Annotated in this window: 18 protein-coding genes and 1 other RNA gene; 14 read left to right on the forward strand and 5 right to left on the reverse strand. The window is 71.2% G+C overall.

What is annotated here, in order from left to right; genetic code table 11:
• The first annotated feature begins 230 nt into the window (after window positions 1-230).
• The 4 genes from rnpB to ML5_RS32040 all read left to right on the forward strand — a co-directional run bounded on the left by rnpB (window position 231) and on the right by ML5_RS32040 (window position 2,712).
• Window positions 231-639, forward strand: an RNA gene (gene rnpB / locus ML5_RS31320) — RNase P RNA component class A.
• Window positions 640-1,034: 395 nt separating this feature from the next.
• Window positions 1,035-1,268 (forward strand): hypothetical protein, encoded by a 234-nt coding sequence (locus ML5_RS18180; protein ID WP_013475666.1) that lies wholly within the window; start codon window positions 1,035-1,037, stop codon window positions 1,266-1,268.
• Between the two features lie 112 nt (window positions 1,269-1,380).
• Window positions 1,381-1,767, forward strand: coding sequence for a tyrosine-type recombinase/integrase (locus ML5_RS31565; RefSeq protein WP_236619228.1), 387 nt, complete (start codon window positions 1,381-1,383; stop codon window positions 1,765-1,767).
• Window positions 1,768-1,878: 111 nt separating this feature from the next.
• Window positions 1,879-2,712, forward strand: a complete 834-nt coding sequence (locus ML5_RS32040) for an RIP homotypic interaction motif-containing protein (protein ID WP_013475667.1) — start codon at window positions 1,879-1,881, stop codon at window positions 2,710-2,712.
• Between the two features lie 387 nt (window positions 2,713-3,099).
• Here the strand turns inward: ML5_RS32040 and ML5_RS18190 are convergent, their stop codons facing one another.
• A complete protein-coding gene (locus ML5_RS18190; protein WP_013475668.1) occupies window positions 3,100-3,447 on the reverse strand; it encodes a hypothetical protein in 348 nt (115 codons plus the stop codon).
• A 130-nt stretch (window positions 3,448-3,577) separates the two neighbouring features.
• Here ML5_RS18190 and ML5_RS18195 point away from each other — a divergent pair, with 130 nt between their 5' ends.
• The 4 genes from ML5_RS18195 to ML5_RS18210 all read left to right on the forward strand — a co-directional run bounded on the left by ML5_RS18195 (window position 3,578) and on the right by ML5_RS18210 (window position 6,047).
• Window positions 3,578-3,916: an immunity 51 family protein gene (locus ML5_RS18195; RefSeq protein ID WP_013287779.1), complete on the forward strand. Its 339-nt coding sequence runs from the start codon at window positions 3,578-3,580 to the stop codon at window positions 3,914-3,916.
• Between the two features lie 185 nt (window positions 3,917-4,101).
• Window positions 4,102-4,446: a DUF6331 family protein gene (locus ML5_RS18200; RefSeq protein ID WP_013475669.1), complete on the forward strand. Its 345-nt coding sequence runs from the start codon at window positions 4,102-4,104 to the stop codon at window positions 4,444-4,446.
• Between the two features lie 69 nt (window positions 4,447-4,515).
• Window positions 4,516-4,911 (forward strand): VOC family protein, encoded by a 396-nt coding sequence (locus ML5_RS18205; RefSeq protein ID WP_013475670.1) that lies wholly within the window; start codon window positions 4,516-4,518, stop codon window positions 4,909-4,911.
• 179 nt (window positions 4,912-5,090) lie between these two features.
• Entirely contained in the window at window positions 5,091-6,047 is a 957-nt protein-coding gene (locus tag ML5_RS18210) for a threonine/serine dehydratase (protein ID WP_013287774.1), read from the forward strand.
• A gap of 189 nt (window positions 6,048-6,236) precedes the next feature.
• Here ML5_RS18210 and ML5_RS18215 read toward each other — a convergent pair whose 3' ends face one another.
• Both ML5_RS18215 and ML5_RS18220 read right to left on the reverse strand, forming a co-directional pair.
• Window positions 6,237-6,722, reverse strand: a complete 486-nt coding sequence (locus ML5_RS18215) for a roadblock/LC7 domain-containing protein (protein WP_013287773.1) — start codon at window positions 6,720-6,722, stop codon at window positions 6,237-6,239.
• Window positions 6,719-7,090: a hypothetical protein gene (locus tag ML5_RS18220; protein WP_013287772.1), complete on the reverse strand. Its 372-nt coding sequence runs from the start codon at window positions 7,088-7,090 to the stop codon at window positions 6,719-6,721. The genes ML5_RS18215 and ML5_RS18220 overlap by 4 nt, the downstream gene beginning before the upstream one ends.
• 238 nt (window positions 7,091-7,328) lie before the next feature.
• On the opposite strand from ML5_RS18220, the gene ML5_RS18225 reads away from it, so the two are divergent.
• Complete coding sequence (locus ML5_RS18225) at window positions 7,329-7,655, forward strand: PadR family transcriptional regulator (RefSeq protein WP_013475671.1); 327 nt, start codon at window positions 7,329-7,331, stop codon at window positions 7,653-7,655.
• Window positions 7,649-8,614 carry a hypothetical protein gene (locus ML5_RS18230; RefSeq protein WP_236619229.1) on the forward strand — a complete coding sequence of 322 codons (966 nt, stop codon included), beginning with the start codon at window positions 7,649-7,651 and terminating at the stop codon, window positions 8,612-8,614. The genes ML5_RS18225 and ML5_RS18230 overlap by 7 nt, the downstream gene beginning before the upstream one ends.
• A 17-nt stretch (window positions 8,615-8,631) precedes the next feature.
• Here the strand turns inward: ML5_RS18230 and ML5_RS18235 are convergent, their stop codons facing one another.
• Window positions 8,632-9,249, reverse strand: a complete 618-nt coding sequence (locus ML5_RS18235; protein ID WP_049800102.1) for a M48 family metallopeptidase — start codon at window positions 9,247-9,249, stop codon at window positions 8,632-8,634.
• A gap of 195 nt (window positions 9,250-9,444) precedes the next feature.
• Between ML5_RS18235 and ML5_RS18240 the strand changes: the two genes are divergently transcribed.
• The 4 genes from ML5_RS18240 to npdG all read left to right on the forward strand — a co-directional run bounded on the left by ML5_RS18240 (window position 9,445) and on the right by npdG (window position 12,739).
• Window positions 9,445-9,648 (forward strand): hypothetical protein, encoded by a 204-nt coding sequence (locus ML5_RS18240; protein WP_030273123.1) that lies wholly within the window; start codon window positions 9,445-9,447, stop codon window positions 9,646-9,648.
• A gap of 77 nt (window positions 9,649-9,725) precedes the next feature.
• Window positions 9,726-10,475, forward strand: coding sequence for a histone (locus ML5_RS18245; RefSeq protein WP_236619230.1), 750 nt, complete (start codon window positions 9,726-9,728; stop codon window positions 10,473-10,475).
• 62 nt (window positions 10,476-10,537) lie between these two features.
• A complete protein-coding gene (locus tag ML5_RS18250; RefSeq protein WP_013475675.1) occupies window positions 10,538-11,974 on the forward strand; it encodes an RNB domain-containing ribonuclease in 1,437 nt (478 codons plus the stop codon).
• Window positions 11,975-12,040: 66 nt separating this feature from the next.
• The gene (gene npdG / locus ML5_RS18255; protein ID WP_013287766.1) at window positions 12,041-12,739 is read left to right on the forward strand and encodes an NADPH-dependent F420 reductase; all 699 of its coding nucleotides are present in this window, start codon (window positions 12,041-12,043) and stop codon (window positions 12,737-12,739) included.
• An 86-nt stretch (window positions 12,740-12,825) separates the two neighbouring features.
• Here npdG and panB read toward each other — a convergent pair whose 3' ends face one another.
• On the reverse strand, window positions 12,826-13,671 hold the full coding sequence (gene panB, locus ML5_RS18260) for a 3-methyl-2-oxobutanoate hydroxymethyltransferase (RefSeq protein WP_013287765.1): 846 nt from the start codon (window positions 13,669-13,671) through the stop codon (window positions 12,826-12,828).
• Window positions 13,672-13,738 lie beyond the last annotated feature (67 nt).

The raw sequence follows: 13,738 nt of genomic DNA on the forward strand, positions 1-13,738 counted from the left end.
CCCCCGAGGCTAGTCGGTCGGGCGGCGAGCGCGCATCGCGCCAGTTCGGGCGCGCACCGCGCCAGTTCGGGCGCGCATCGCGCCAGTTCGGGCGCGCATCGCGCCAGTTCGGGGAAGTGGCGGTATCCCGGGCCGGTTGATGCCGCCACCTCCCCGAAGTGGTGGACGAGATGGTGGGCGGGGTGGAAATGGGCGCGGCGGGTCCGTCGTTAGGATGAGGGCGCGACGGACGAGTCGACCGGGCGGTCGCGTCGACGGGCTCCGGCCCGTCGCCGAGGAACGTCCGGACTCCACAGGGCAGGGTGGTTGCTAACGGCAACCCGGGGTGACCCGCGGGACAGTGCCACAGAAAACAGACCGCCGGCCCGTAACGGGACGGTAAGGGTGAAACGGTGGGGTAAGAGCCCACCAGCACCCCGGGTGACCGGGGTGGCTCGGTAAACCCCACCCGGAGCAAGGCCAAGAAAGGGCCGTCACCGCAAGATGACGACCCGCGCAGACGCTTGAGGGCTGCCCGCCCGATGTCTGCGGGTAGGCCGCTGGAGCCTGCCGGCAACGGCAGGTCGAGATGGATGGCCGCCGCCGGTGCGCCTATGGGCGTGCCGGGCACAGAATCCGGCGTACAGGTCGACTCGTCCGTCGCCCACCAGCTCAGAGACCTGATCAAGGCTCTGAGCTGCTTCTATGTCCGGGTGTCGATGGTCGTCGTTGGTCAACTTTGGCCGGCGTTCGACGCCCTGACGACGCCCTGACGCCCTGGAGACGCCCTGAGCGCCAGCTCAGTGACCTCTTCTCGGGTCGGGCTGCTGTGCCGCTGTGGGCCGTCTGAGGGGCCTTTGCTCGATCGTTTCGGAGCGGAGCCGACGGCTGTGGGAAGGGGTCGGGCACGTCCTGGCGGTGGAGCTGGTGCCGTGACTCTGCGGCACGGTGGCAAGCCAGTCCCGGGGTTGGACTGGCGCGGCAGCCGGAAGCCCTGACGCACGACCAGGCCGACCCGCTGGCTTCCGTAGCGGCCTCGGTGATCCCATTCGTGGATGAGGTGGGATGAGTGCGTGCCGGAGCTGCTGGCGCACCTGGGGGAGATGGGCCTGGTCGGGCTGGTCAAGATTGACGGGGAGCGGGAGCGCAAGCCCTGGACCGTGGTGATCTCTGGTCAGCGGCTCGATGGTGCGTCGATCAGGGTCGACGGCCACAGCCTCGACTACTGCCTGAAGCAGGCTGTCGCCGCGCTTCACGAGCGCTTCCCGGACGAACTCGCGCTGAGCTGAGTCCGACTGTGGGGCGGTCTCTCGGCGGCTGTCGGTGGCTCACCGCCCCGGCGCCGTAGGCGGCCGGGCGGCTTGCCGCCGGCCGGGCTTGCCGCCGGCCGATGAGGAGCGGGTGACGGTGCCGCTGCTGTTCACCACCACCCGCCGGGGTGCGATCAACCGGCACACCTTCGACGACAAGAGTTGGCGCCCCGCCGTACGGGCGGCCGGCATCACGCCGACCCGGGCCACCGGAATGCACGCGCTACGCCACTTCTACGCCTCGTCCCTGCTCGACGCAGGGGAGAGCATCAAGGCCCTCGCGTTGTACCTCGGTCACGCCGAGCCCGGCTTCACGCTCCGGGTCTACACACACCTGATGCCGGCCAGTGAGGAGCGCACCCGGCAGGCCATCGACGAAATATTCGTCGTTAAGAAGACGTCGAGCGCCCCCAGTCACGCCTGGCCTGCAGCTCATCAGAGGGGCCGATCATCACCACAACCCAGGTGGTCCGTCTAGGTAGCCAAGCATCCCTCCCCGCGCCCTCCAACTGGAGGACTGCGACTTCTGTAGTGGTGTCGTACGGTTAGCAAGTTATCGATCGAGCCTGATGCCATCGTAGGAGAGAATGTGACCTGGAGCGATCTGACGGAAAACAAGCTCTTGCTGGCGGTATTCACTGCAGCATGCGGCTTCTTTTTTGCTCTCATCGCCGAGCGGATCAAGTCCCGCAAGGCATCGCGTAAGCAATTGTCGTGGGATGTTCGGGTCGATGACCGATTGCTTCAGGTGGGTGAAGGAAGTAGTGCTGAGAGAATTACCGTCTCTTATGGAGACGTGGAAGTTAAAAACCTGACCCAGGTGCTCGCTTCGTTCGAGAATACGGGAAACTCTGTAATCAAGAACCAGTACCTGCGCTTTCGCTTCCCCGACGAATCTAAAATCTTGGAGGTCGCGCTAGATCCCGAACCTGAGCCGGAGTTGGGCGTCGCTGAAGTGGGAAACGAAAAGGCCTCCGATCTTGACCGACGATATCTAATCGCGCACCTTGAGGTTGGGCAAAGCGTTAGGTATCGCATCGTCTCCGATGGTGGAAAGTGGCGGAGTTGGGCGGGTGTGCACCCCTTCAACGAAGAAGGTGGGGTTGAATTTCAGCGGCGAGACGTCGTGCGCGCGAGAGAGGATGAGGAGGAGGTGGTGCCGTTCTTGAGATCTTCAGCGATGTTGATAACTTTCCTCTCTCTAACTGTTGTGGCGCCGCCGATTCTAAATTTTCTGACTGCCGGAATGGTTCTTCTGGTCGGGGCGCATGTCTCAAGCAAGGCACCTGCTGTGGTGCGTGTGTTGGGCCGTTTCCTGGCCCAGAAACCGGAATACAATGTTGTTGTCAACGATGCGCATGCCGTACAGGTGGGCTCCGACAATCAATTGAGAAGCTTGTACGAAGCGGCTGAGACGCGGTGATCAACGAACAGCTCAGGCTTGCGGAGCCATATGGGCGCGTCAAGAAGAGGGCAAGGGTCGCTCTCCTGCTCGACCTCGACCCAAACGCGCGGCGCCCTAGCGGCGCCCTGGCGGGGCGCGGTATGAGTTAAAGCGCTGCTCAAGGTATGTGCCTCGTTCAGAATCCGGCGTAGAGGTCGACTCGTCCGTCGCCCACCCAGCTCAGAGCTTTGATCAAGGTTCTGAACTGGTTCTAGTAGCGTCGATGGTTGTCGTTGGTCAGCAAGCTCTCGCGGTGCCGACGTCGCCCGTCGTCCCGGCGGTGCTGCCTCCCCGCGGCGTCGTCCAGCCAAACCGGCCGCACGTCGTCGGGATCCTCCGATGGCCGCCGTCTGTACCGGTCACCCGCTATCGGAACTCGTGGATGACCTCGATCGAACCGACGATGTGCGCGTTGAACTCGTCGAGTTCGTCGGCTGCAACCCACAGCATCGGAGCGGCGGATCCACCGAAGGACCGTGTCGAGTAGCGGCCCAGGAAACCCGTTTCGACGTGGAAGCGGGCCACGTAGCGCACGGGTCCGAACAGGTTCCAGTTCTGCGCAGCCCTGACCGCGAAGTCCTCGTCGAGCATCGGGAAGAAGTGAGTTTGCTCCGGCGAGAGTGGCGGCCACCTGCGCCCCTCTGCCTCGCGGACGAGGTCGAGCTCCTGCTGTCCCAGGGGACGCCACAGCACTGTGGTTACGTCGCTGCTCACGTCGCCCCCCGCTGCCGTGGTCGGTCGTCATACCGGACAGTCTCGCCGGATCGAATGGAGGAGCGGAACTGAGCGCGTGACGGAGACTTCGGATCTTGCCACGAGCACCGACCACTGTCAGGCTTCGAAGATGACCTTGCTCAGACTGATCGAGACCACTCCCGGACAGTATTCGCTGCTGCTGGATGCCGGGACCACTCCAGTCGACAGTGTGATCGGGGAGCTTGGTCACGAGCCCAACGGGTACTTCTGGGCAGGCGTCGCGGAGGTTCTTGTCAGCACCGAGGCCCCGACGCTCGAAGGTCGATTCGCCTATGACCCTGAGGCCGGCATGTTCTGCGCCTACGGCACCGATCGAGGCGCGCTGCAAGAGCTGGAGGCCTTGATGAAGGTGGTAGCCACCGGCGGCGAACGTATGCGGCGGCTGGTCAACGACGCCGAAGCGCGCGGGTTCGAGTTCGACGACTGACAGCGGAAGCGGGCGGTTGACGAGGGAGACGTAGCGCTCCACGCGGTGTCCACCCCGGCAACCTCCTCGACGATCGCGAGACTCTGGCTCCGGAGTGGCCGCCGAATTCGTAGGAGTGCCAGGCGGTCGTGGCGCTAGCATCGGCCACCCGTCACTGTCGCGGCGGGCTCAGGGGAGGAGAGGCGATGGCGGACGTATCGGTCGATGTGCCGTCGCCCCTGCGCAAGTGCATCGCCTTCTGCGAGGTCGAGTGCGTTGTCGGATGCTGCGGGATCGATGCCGTCTCCACGGACCCCGACCTGATCGAGGAATGGTGTCGCCAGGTGGGCTCGGCCGCGGTGATCGAGGCTCGGCTTCAACTCATCGAGCTGATCGAGGTGGTCGAGGACCGCTCCCGTTGCGTCGCGTCGGACGTCCTGAACCACCGCACGCATGACGAGGCCGCGCGGCGTGAGTTGCTGGACTTCCTGGCCGCGCTCGACGCCGGACTGGCTGCCGGGGATGCGTCCGTGAGCGGTGCTGACACCTAGGGAGCCCGGTGGCCGGTCCGGGAACGGCTGGGTAGCCCGGGGGCCATCAGGACTTGCGATGATCCGGTGATGACCTCCTACGTGTCCCACACCACCGTGGACTGTGCCGACGCCTACGCCCTGTCCCGCTGGTGGGAAGCCGTCCTCGACTACCGGGAGGACCCGGACGATCCGAACGAGCCGGGCCACGAGGAGTGCATGATCTACTCGCGGGACGGGCGGCACCGCCTGCTCTTCATCGAGGTACCGGACGCCAAGCAGGTCAAGAACCGCATCCACCTCGACCTGCGCCCGGTCGATTGCACGCGCGACGAGGAGTTGGCCCGGCTGACCGGGCTGGGCGCGGCAGTGGTGGCCGACCGGCGAGAGAGCGACGGCACCGGCTGGGTGGTGCTCGCCGACCCGGAGGGCAACGAGTTCTGCATCCTCCGCAGCGACGCCGAGGTGGCCGCCAGCCGACCGTGACAGGTCCGTCCCACTCCAGCGATCTTGGAGTTGTGGCGCCCGGAACGGCCCTTCCGCGCAGTTTGCGAGGTGCCACAACTCCAAGATCGACGAGTGCCGGAGCGTGGGACGGCGGAGCGGCGGGGCGCCGCGCGGTGGCACGGCGCGGGGCACGGGGGCCGGTGTGGGACGCTGCGGGGGTGATCGAGCTTGCGGACATCCAGGCGGCCGCCGACCGGATCGCCGACGTCGTCGTACACACCCCGACCGTGCCCAGCCCGGGACTGACCGAGCTGCTCGGCGTACCGGTCACCGCCAAGCTGGAGCTGCTGCAACGTACCGGCTCGTTCAAGGCCCGTGGTGCGGCGGCCAAGCTGCTCGCGCTCGACGACGCGGAGCGGGCGGCCGGGGTGGTAGCGGTCAGCGGTGGCAACCACGGCATCGCGGTCGCGGTGATGGCCGGCGCGCTCGGGGTGGCGGCGACAGTGGTCATGCCCCGGACGGCGCCCGCCCGCGCGGTCGAGGTGGCCCGCGCCGCGGGGGCGGACGTGCGCCTGACCGAGGACATGGCCGGCGCGTTCGCGCTGATGAACCGGCTGCGGGATGAGGGCGTCACGCTGCTGCACCCGTTCGACGACCCGATTGTGCTGGCCGGGCAGGGCACTGTCGGGCTGGAGTTCGCCGACGACGCCGGTGAGCTGACCGACGTGCTGGTCAGCATCGGCGGTGGCGCGCTGATCTCGGGCGTGGCGGCGGCGCTGCGGGCGCGGCGGCCGGGGGTACGGATCTGGGGCGTCGAGACCGAGGGCGCGCAGGCGATGTCGCAGGCGCTGGCGAAGGGCGGCCCGGTCGAGGTGCCGCTGTCGTCGATCGTCACCACGCTCAGCGCGCCGAGCGTCTCGCAGCTCACCTATGACCATGTGACCGCGCTGGTCAGCGACGTCCTCGTGGTGTCCGACGCCGAGGCGGTGCGGGGCACGCTGGAGCTGGCCGAGCACGCCAAGGTGTGGGCCGAGCCCGCCGCCGGGTGCCTGCTGCCTGCCGCCCGCCGGGTGGTCGAGCGGGTGGGCGCCGACGCCCGGATCGGCCTGGTGGTCTGCGGCGGCAACGCCACGGTGGCCGACGTGACCGCGTGGGCCGGCCGCTTCGGCCTCTGACCCGCCGCGCCGCGGCCGCCGCGCCGCGACCGCCGCGCCGCGACCGCCGCGCCACGACCGCCGCACCGCGACCGCCGCGGCAAGCGCGCGACCGCGCCGCGCGACCGCCGCGCCACACGAACGACAGAACCCGGGGGTACGCCGGCCGCCTCCGGTCCGGACGGGTGGGACCGGGACGACCGGCGTACGTCAGGACGTGGCCGGGCTGACGCCGTCGAGCAGTTCGGCGAGCCGGGCCGCGGTGGTCGGGGCGTGCAGGTGCAGCCGCGCCACGTTGATGCTGTCCGTGCCGACCACGGCGAGCAGCGCCTCTCCGTTGATCGCGTACACGCTGAGGTAGCCGCCGGCGTTGCGCACCGTGGACTGCTGGAAGTCGCCCTGTCCGAGCCGGAACCCGACCTGGCGGCCGAGTCCGTACGTGGTGGCGGCGAGCGCGGCCAGGTCGTCCGGGTCGGCGCCGTTCTGCAGGTTGTGCGTGACGAGCAGGCCGTCGACGCCGCCGAGGACGCAGCCGTGCACGCCGGGGATCTGCAACCGCAGCGCGGAGAGTTCCTGGGCGATGGCCGGGTACGGCAGCGCCGGGTTGCCGGCCAGCGACTGTGGAAGCGCCCGTGGTGGCGGCAGGGTGCCGGCTTGGGCGCGCGTACGGCGGGGGAGGTCGTCCACCCGGCTCACAGTTCCAGGCTCTCCTCGATCGTGCGCAGTTGGTGCCGCGCCATCGCGAGGTTGGCCCGGCTCTTGCTGACCATCAGGTAGAGGAACAGGCCCTTGCCGGTGCGGTTGCTCAGCGGGCGGATCAGGTGGTACTGGCTGCCGAGCGTGATCAGGATGTCCTCGATCTCGTCGTCGAGCTTGAGCATCTCGATGGTGCGCAGCTTGGCGCGTACGACGTCGGTGTTGCCGGCGGCGGCGACCGTCAGGTCGATCTCGCCGGTGCCGCCGGCGACGCCGAGGGTCATGCCACTCGTGTAGTCGACGAGCGCGGCCCCGATCGCGCCGTCGATGTTCATCGCGTTCTTCAGCGCGATGTCAAGGTTGCCCACGATTTTCTCTCCCCAGCTCGGGTCGCTGTCCGCTGGAAGCGCGACAGCGGATTCGTCCGTCGAGGCTCGCATATGGAGTCGCGCGATGCACCCGGGCCACCGGTGATCCACCTGAGCGGGCCCTGCCGGACCGGCCACCGGTTCCGCCGAAGGGGACACACCGTCCCATTGTCGATCACCGTTCGTCCTGCTACCTCGGGTGCACCCGCCCTATGTAGAGTTCCGATAGAGTGCCGCTGTGCGACTGACCATCCCGGTGGCGAAGGTGCTCTCGGCGCTGCTCGCCGAGCCCGAGGCGCCGCGTTACGGCCTCGACCTGATGCGGCTCACCGGCCTGCCCAGCGGGACGCTCTACCCGGTGCTGCACCGTCTCCAGGCGGCGGGCTGGCTCGCCGCCGACTGGGAGGACGTCGACCCGGTGATCGCTGGCCGCCCGGCCCGCCGCTACTACCGCCTCACCGGCGAGGGCATCCGGTCGGCCCGGCTGGCGCTGGCCGAGCTGCGTGCCCTCGTACCCTCCGAACGTGCCGGCGGCGCGGACCCGGCCGGGGCGCCGGCGTGGTGACCCGGCGGGTGGCGGCGCTGCTGCTGCGGGTCGCGGTACGCCGGTGGCCGGCGGAGCTGCGTGCCGACCTGGCCCGGGAGTGGGCCGCCGAACTGCACGAGCTGGCCCGCACCGGCCGCCGCTGGGGGATGCTCCGGTTCGCCGCGAGCCTGGCGGCGCGCCGGGCGGCCACACCACTGACCGGCCGGGCCGGGTCGCGGCAGCTGGGGCGTACCGCAGGGGTGTTGCTGCTCGCGCCGCCGGCCTGCGTCGCGGTGCTCGTGCTCGCCGGCGCGGTGATGGCCCTGACCCACGGGTGGCTGGAGATGCGCGTGCCGTGGGCCGCCGCCGCGCAGCTGCCGACCTGGTCGGCGCTCACCGCGCTGCTCGGTACGGCGCTCGCGCTCGGAGTCACCCGGGCCGCACGCCGGACCGTACGCGTGGGGGCGCTGCCCACCGCGCTCGGCGTGGTGCTGCCGATCGCCGCGACGGTGACCGCGACGCTCGCGCTGCTCGCCGCGCGAGGTGAGAGCCGGGTGTGGGAGACGGTGCCCGGGCTGCTGCTCTGGCTGGCGCTGCTGACGGCGGCGCTCTGGACCGCCGGGGCGCTGGCCCGCCGGGGCCGCGTCCGGCTCGCGTGGTCGGCCGGGCTGCTCGGCGCGCTGGTGGCGGCCGACGCGGCGGTGGTGCTCGCGGTGGTCACCTCGATCCCGGCCACCGCGCCGGTGGCGGACGGCCTGCCGCGAGACGCGGTGGACCGGATCTCCGCGCCGATCTGGCTGTTCACCTGCTGGACCGACTCGTCGTTCGGGCTGCCCCGGCCGACCGGGTGGGAACGGTTCCTCATCACCGACCGGGTGCTCGTCGAGCCGATGTTCCATCTGGCCTGCACGCCCTACGCCCTCGCGTACGCGATCGCGGCGGCCCGCCCGGCGCCCGCCGCCGTACCCGGTCCGGAGCCCGTCCCGGCACCCGCCTGAGCGTCAGGCGTTCCAGCTCAGCGCCCGGCCGGCCCGCTCGTAGTGCCCGGCCAGTTCGGCGTCGAGCCGCGCGGCGCGCGTCCCGTCTCCACCCGCCAGGTGCCCGGCCCGTGGCCGCCGCGTACCGCGTTGCGTACCGCCGTGGCCACCGAGCCGGTCCGCAGCAGCGTGTCCAGCAGCCGCGACAGCGCCCAGGACGCCAGGTGCCCCAGCCACTCGCCGACCATCACCAGCAGCCCGCCGCCGTCGGACCCGCCCCGGGGCCGGAACAGGTCGGCGGCGTTGCCGAGCATGGTCAGCGCCGGCTGGGTCACCGGCCCACGGCGGACGTCGCCGTTGACGAAGTGGCCCAGCTCGTGGCCGAGCAGCGCGACCCGCGCCGGCCCGTCCAGGGCGCCCCACAGCGGCAGCCCGAGGCCGAGCACACGCCGCCGGCGCAGCCCCACCGACGTTGCGTACGCGTTGATGCCGCCGTCGACGCCGATCACGTGCGGCATCGGCGCGCCCACCGCCGTGGCCATTCCCCGGACCAGGGCGTGCAGCTCCGGCGCCTCGCGTTCGGTGAGCACGTCCAGGTCGCGGTCGAGCCGGCCGAAACGCGGCCGCAGCGCCACCGCGAGCGCGATGAGCGCCACGCCGACCGACCACCGCGAGGTTCGGGAAGGGGTACGCGATCCGCAGCCACACCCCGTTCGGACGAGGGCGGGCATGTCCGGGGTCTTCCGCCGTTCCCCGCCGCAACCGCCCCGACCAGGTCTAATGTGGAGAAGGACGTGACTATTTGTGCCGTTCCGGTGGCGGCCGGGCGGTTCCCGGTGCACAGTGATCGCATGAGCGACGACGGAAGTGGTGGGCACTACTACTGGTGCACGCGACACCACCGGGTCGAGACCGATGCCGACGTGTGCCCCGCCAAGCACGTTCTCGGACCGTACGCCTCAGCCGCCGACGCGGACAACGCCCTGCAGACAGTGCGGGAGCGTAACGACGCGTGGGACGCCGAGGACGCCCGTTGGGCCGGGGAGGGCCGCTAGACGGCGCGGGAGGGCCCGCGTCGAGGTGATCCGTGCTCCGCGAGGGCGAGAGCACGTCCCCAGGAAAGGGAACCGAGATGGCCGAAGCACAGCAGGCCACCCGCCCGGCCGCGAAACGGACGACCGCGAAGAGGACCGCCGCGGGCAGGACGACGACGGTCACCAAGGCGTCGCCGAACGCCTCGGGCGCCGGCGCCGGACGGACACCGGCGAAGAAGGCGGCGGCCAAGAAGGCGGCCGCCAGGAAGGTCGTGTCGGCGGCTCGTAAGGCGCCGGCCACCAAGTCCACCACCAGCAGGACGACGGCGAAGAAGACCGCCGCTCGTACGGCGCCGGCCGGCCGGGCCACCGCCAAGACCGCGCCGGCGAAGAAGACCACGGCGAAGAAGGCGACCGCGACGAAGACCACAGCGGCCAAGAAGACGGCGGCGAAGAAGACCACAGCGGCCCGGAAGACCACGACGCCCCGGACCACCGCGACGCCCCGGACCACCGCGACCGCGAAGAAGGCGCCGGCCCGCAAGACGACGGCGGCGAAGAAGACGACGACGGCGGCCAAGAAGACCACCGGCGCGCGGAAGGTCACCTCGGCGGCGAAGAAGACGACCGCCGCCAAGAAGACCACAGCGGCGAAGAAGACCACAGCCTCGACGCGTCCCACGGCGCGCAAGGCGGCGGCGAAGAAGGCGCCCGCCCGCAAGACCACCACCGCGCGCAAGACCACCACGACGGCGAAGAAGACCACCGCCGCGAAGAAGGCGCCGGCCCGCAAGAGCACCGCAGCCAAGAGCACCACCGCACGTAAGGCGCCGGCCCGCCGCGCCTGACGCCGCGGACACCGCTCCCTCCCGGGGAGCGGAACGTGCGGGGCGCTGTCAGGATTGACCGCGTGGTGATCCGACGCGTACTGGCGCCCCGTATCGACTTCGGCGCGCTGCGCCGCGAGCTGGGACTGCCCGAGGGCTTCCCGGCCGCGGCGCAGCGCGAGGCCGACCTGGCGGCCGCCGCGCCGCCGCCCGCAGTCGCCGACCGGACCGACATCCCGTTCGTCACCGTCGACCCGGCGACCTCACGCGACCTCGACCAGGCCATGCACCTCACCCGCCGTCCCGGCGGCGGCTACCGCGTCCGGTACGCGATCGCTGACGTCCTGACCCACGTACGCCTCGGCGGTGACCTGGAGGCCGAGACGTGGCGCCGCGGGCAGACGGTCTACCTGCCCGACGGTAACGTGCCGCTGCACCCGCACACGCTCAGCGAGGGGGCGGCCAGCCTGCTGCCCGACGTCGACCGGGCCGCCGTGCTCTGGACCGTCGACCTGGACGCCGACGGCAGCACCGCCGCGGTCACGCTGGAGCGGGCGCTGGTGCGCAGCCGGGCCAAGCTCGACTACGGCGGCGTGCAGCGCGACGCCGACGCCGGCCGGCTGCCCGAGCCGATCGCCCTGCTGCCCGAGATCGGGGCGCTGCTCACCGCGCGGGGCCTGAGCCGGGGCGCGATCAACCTGCCGCTGCCCGAGCAGGACGTCGAGCCCGACGGCGACGGGTGGCGGCTGGTGCTGCGCGGCCCCGGCCCGATGGAGGAGCACAACGCGCAGATCTCGCTGCTGACCGGGATGGCCGCGGCCGACATCATGCTGGCCGGCCGGATCGGGCTGCTGCGCACCATGCCGCGCCCCCGCCCGGAGGCGGTCGAACGGCTGCGGCTCGCCGCCGGCCCGCTCGGCGTGCCCTGGCCGGACGGCACACCCGTGGGTCAGGTGCTCGACGGGCTGGACACCTCCCACCCCCGGGTGGCCGCCTTCGTCGACCAGGCCGCCGAGCTGATGCGCGGCGCCGCGTACACCTCGTTCGACGGTGACCTGCCCGAGCAGCCCGAGCACGGCGGGGTGGCGTCCGCGTACGCGCACGTCACGGCGCCGCTGCGACGGCTCGCCGACCGCTACGCCACCGAGGTCTGCCTGGCGCTGCACGAGGGCCGCGAGGTGCCCGAGCAGGTCCGGGCCGCGCTGCCGAAGCTGCCCGAGGTGATGGCCGCGACCGATCGCACCGCGGGCGCCGCCACCCGCGGCGCTGTGGAACTGGCCGAGGCGGTGCTGCTCGCGCACCGGGTGGGGGAGACGTTCGAGGCGGCGGTGCTCGACGTGGACGAACCGCGTCCGGCGGGTAACGGCCGTCCCGGCCGTCCGCCCGGCGGCACGATCGCGCTCGACGAGCCGCCGGTGCGCGCCCGCTGTACCGGTGAGCTGCCGCTGGGCGAACGCGTCCGGGTACGCCTCACCGCCGCCGACCCGGCCCAGCGCCGGGTCGCCTTCGAACGGGCGTGACCAGCGCGGCGATTGTCACAGCATCGGGATGCACCGCTCGCGGCCCCGCTTTGCGAGGATGAGCGCATGGCTTACGACGCGACCACGCTGCCCGACGTCTCCGGGCTGACCGTCGGCATCATCGGTGGCACCGGCGACCAGGGACGGGGTCTCGCCTACCGGTTCGCCCGGGCCGGGCAGACCGTGCTGATCGGCTCCCGCACCGCCGAGCGGGCCACCCAGGCCGCCGCCGAGATCGCCGCCCTGCCCTACGTACCGGAGGGTGCCGTCGTCTCCGGCGGCGACAACGAGGACGTCGCCCGGCGCAGCGACGTGGTGATCGTGGCGGTGCCGTGGGACGGGCACGCGGCCACAGTCGCCGCGCTCGCCGGACCGCTGGCCGGCAAGATCGTGGTGGACTGCGTCAACCCGCTCGGCTTCGACAAGCAGGGCCCGTACGCGCTCACCGTCGCCGAGGGCAGCGCCGTTCAGCAGGCCGCCGCACTGCTGCCCGAGTCCCGGGTCTGCGCCGCGTTCAACCACGTCAGCGCGCCGCTGCTGGCCGACCCGGAGATCGACCGGATCGACCTGGACGTGCTGATCTGCACCGAGGACCGGGAACTGGTGGGCGTGGTCGGCGCGCTGGCCGCGCGGATTCCCGGCATGCGGGGCATCTACGCCGGGCGGCTGCGCAACGCCCACCAGATCGAGGCGTTCACCGCGAACCTGATCGCGATCAACAAGCGCTACAAGGCGCACGCCGGCATCCGGGTCACCGACCTCTGACGCGTCGCGCCGCCGTCGCGGCGGCGCGTGTTAAAAAGGGGCCCCTTCTCTACGCCAGGCGTTAAGAAGGGGCCCTTCCTTACACCTCAGAAGGTGTGCTCGGCCGCGGGGAACTCGCCGCCGCGTACCTCGTCGGCGAACCGGCGGGTGGCGTCGGTCAGCGCGCCCGCCAGGTCGGCGTACCGCTTCACGAAGCGCGGCGCCCGGCCGGTCCGCAACCCGGCCATGTCCTGCCAGACCAGCACCTGCCCGTCGGTGTCCGGGCCGGCCCCGATGCCGACGGTGGGGATGGGCAGCTCGGCGGTGACCCGCTTGGCCACCTCACCCGGCACCATCTCCAGCACCACCGCGAACGCGCCCGCCTCGGCCACCGCCCGCGCGTCGGCGAGCACCTCCTCGGCGGCCTCGCCCCGGCCCTGCACCCGGTAGCCGCCGAGCGTGTGCTCGCTCTGCGGGGTGAAGCCGATGTGCGCCATCACCGGGATGCCGGCACCGGTGATCGCCTCGATCTGGGCGGCGCAGCGTCGCCCGCCCTCCAGCTTCACCGCGTGGCAGCCGCCCTCCTTCATGAACCGCACAGCGGTGCGCAGCGCCTGCGCCGGCCCCTCCTCGTACGAGCCGAACGGCAGGTCACCGACGATCAGCGAGTGCTTCGTGGCCCGTACCACGGCACGCACCAGCGGCAGCAGCTCCTCGGCGGTCACCGGCAGCGTGGTCTCGTAGCCGAAGACGTTGTTCGCCGCCGAGTCGCCGACCAGCAGCACCGGGATCCCCGCCTGGTCGAAGATCGAGGCCGTGTACTGGTCGTACGAGGTCAGCATCGCCCACCGCTCGCCGCGCTCCTTGGCGGCGATCAGGTCGCGGGTGCGTACCCGCCGGGTGGCCGGCCCGCCGTAGAGGGCGGCCACCTCGGCCGGGGTGGACTCCACCATGACAATCTCCTTCCTCGAGGCCGCGCACGCGGTCCCCGGGTTCCCCGCGATCGTCGCACCGGGCGGC

It is taken from the genome of Micromonospora sp. L5, from assembly GCF_000177655.2.
In the GTDB taxonomy this organism is placed as follows: Bacteria; Actinomycetota; Actinomycetes; order Mycobacteriales; family Micromonosporaceae; genus Micromonospora; species Micromonospora aurantiaca.

What these genes read in the sequence shown, in the direction of transcription:
- ML5_RS18180 (WP_013475666.1), top strand. Translation starts at nt 1,035, where the DNA reads ATGAGGTGGGATGAGTGCGTGCCGGAGCTGCTGGCGCACCTGGGGGAG.
- ML5_RS18195 (WP_013287779.1), top strand. Translation starts at nt 3,578, where the DNA reads ATGACCTTGCTCAGACTGATCGAGACCACTCCCGGACAGTATTCGCTG.
- ML5_RS18200 (WP_013475669.1), top strand. Translation starts at nt 4,102, where the DNA reads ATGGCGGACGTATCGGTCGATGTGCCGTCGCCCCTGCGCAAGTGCATC.
- ML5_RS18205 (WP_013475670.1), top strand. Translation starts at nt 4,516, where the DNA reads ATGACCTCCTACGTGTCCCACACCACCGTGGACTGTGCCGACGCCTAC.
- ML5_RS18240 (WP_030273123.1), top strand. Translation starts at nt 9,445, where the DNA reads ATGAGCGACGACGGAAGTGGTGGGCACTACTACTGGTGCACGCGACAC.
- ML5_RS18245 (WP_236619230.1), top strand. Translation starts at nt 9,726, where the DNA reads ATGGCCGAAGCACAGCAGGCCACCCGCCCGGCCGCGAAACGGACGACC.
- npdG (WP_013287766.1), top strand. Translation starts at nt 12,041, where the DNA reads ATGGCTTACGACGCGACCACGCTGCCCGACGTCTCCGGGCTGACCGTC.
- panB (WP_013287765.1), bottom strand. Translation starts at nt 13,671, where the DNA reads ATGGTGGAGTCCACCCCGGCCGAGGTGGCCGCCCTCTACGGCGGGCCG.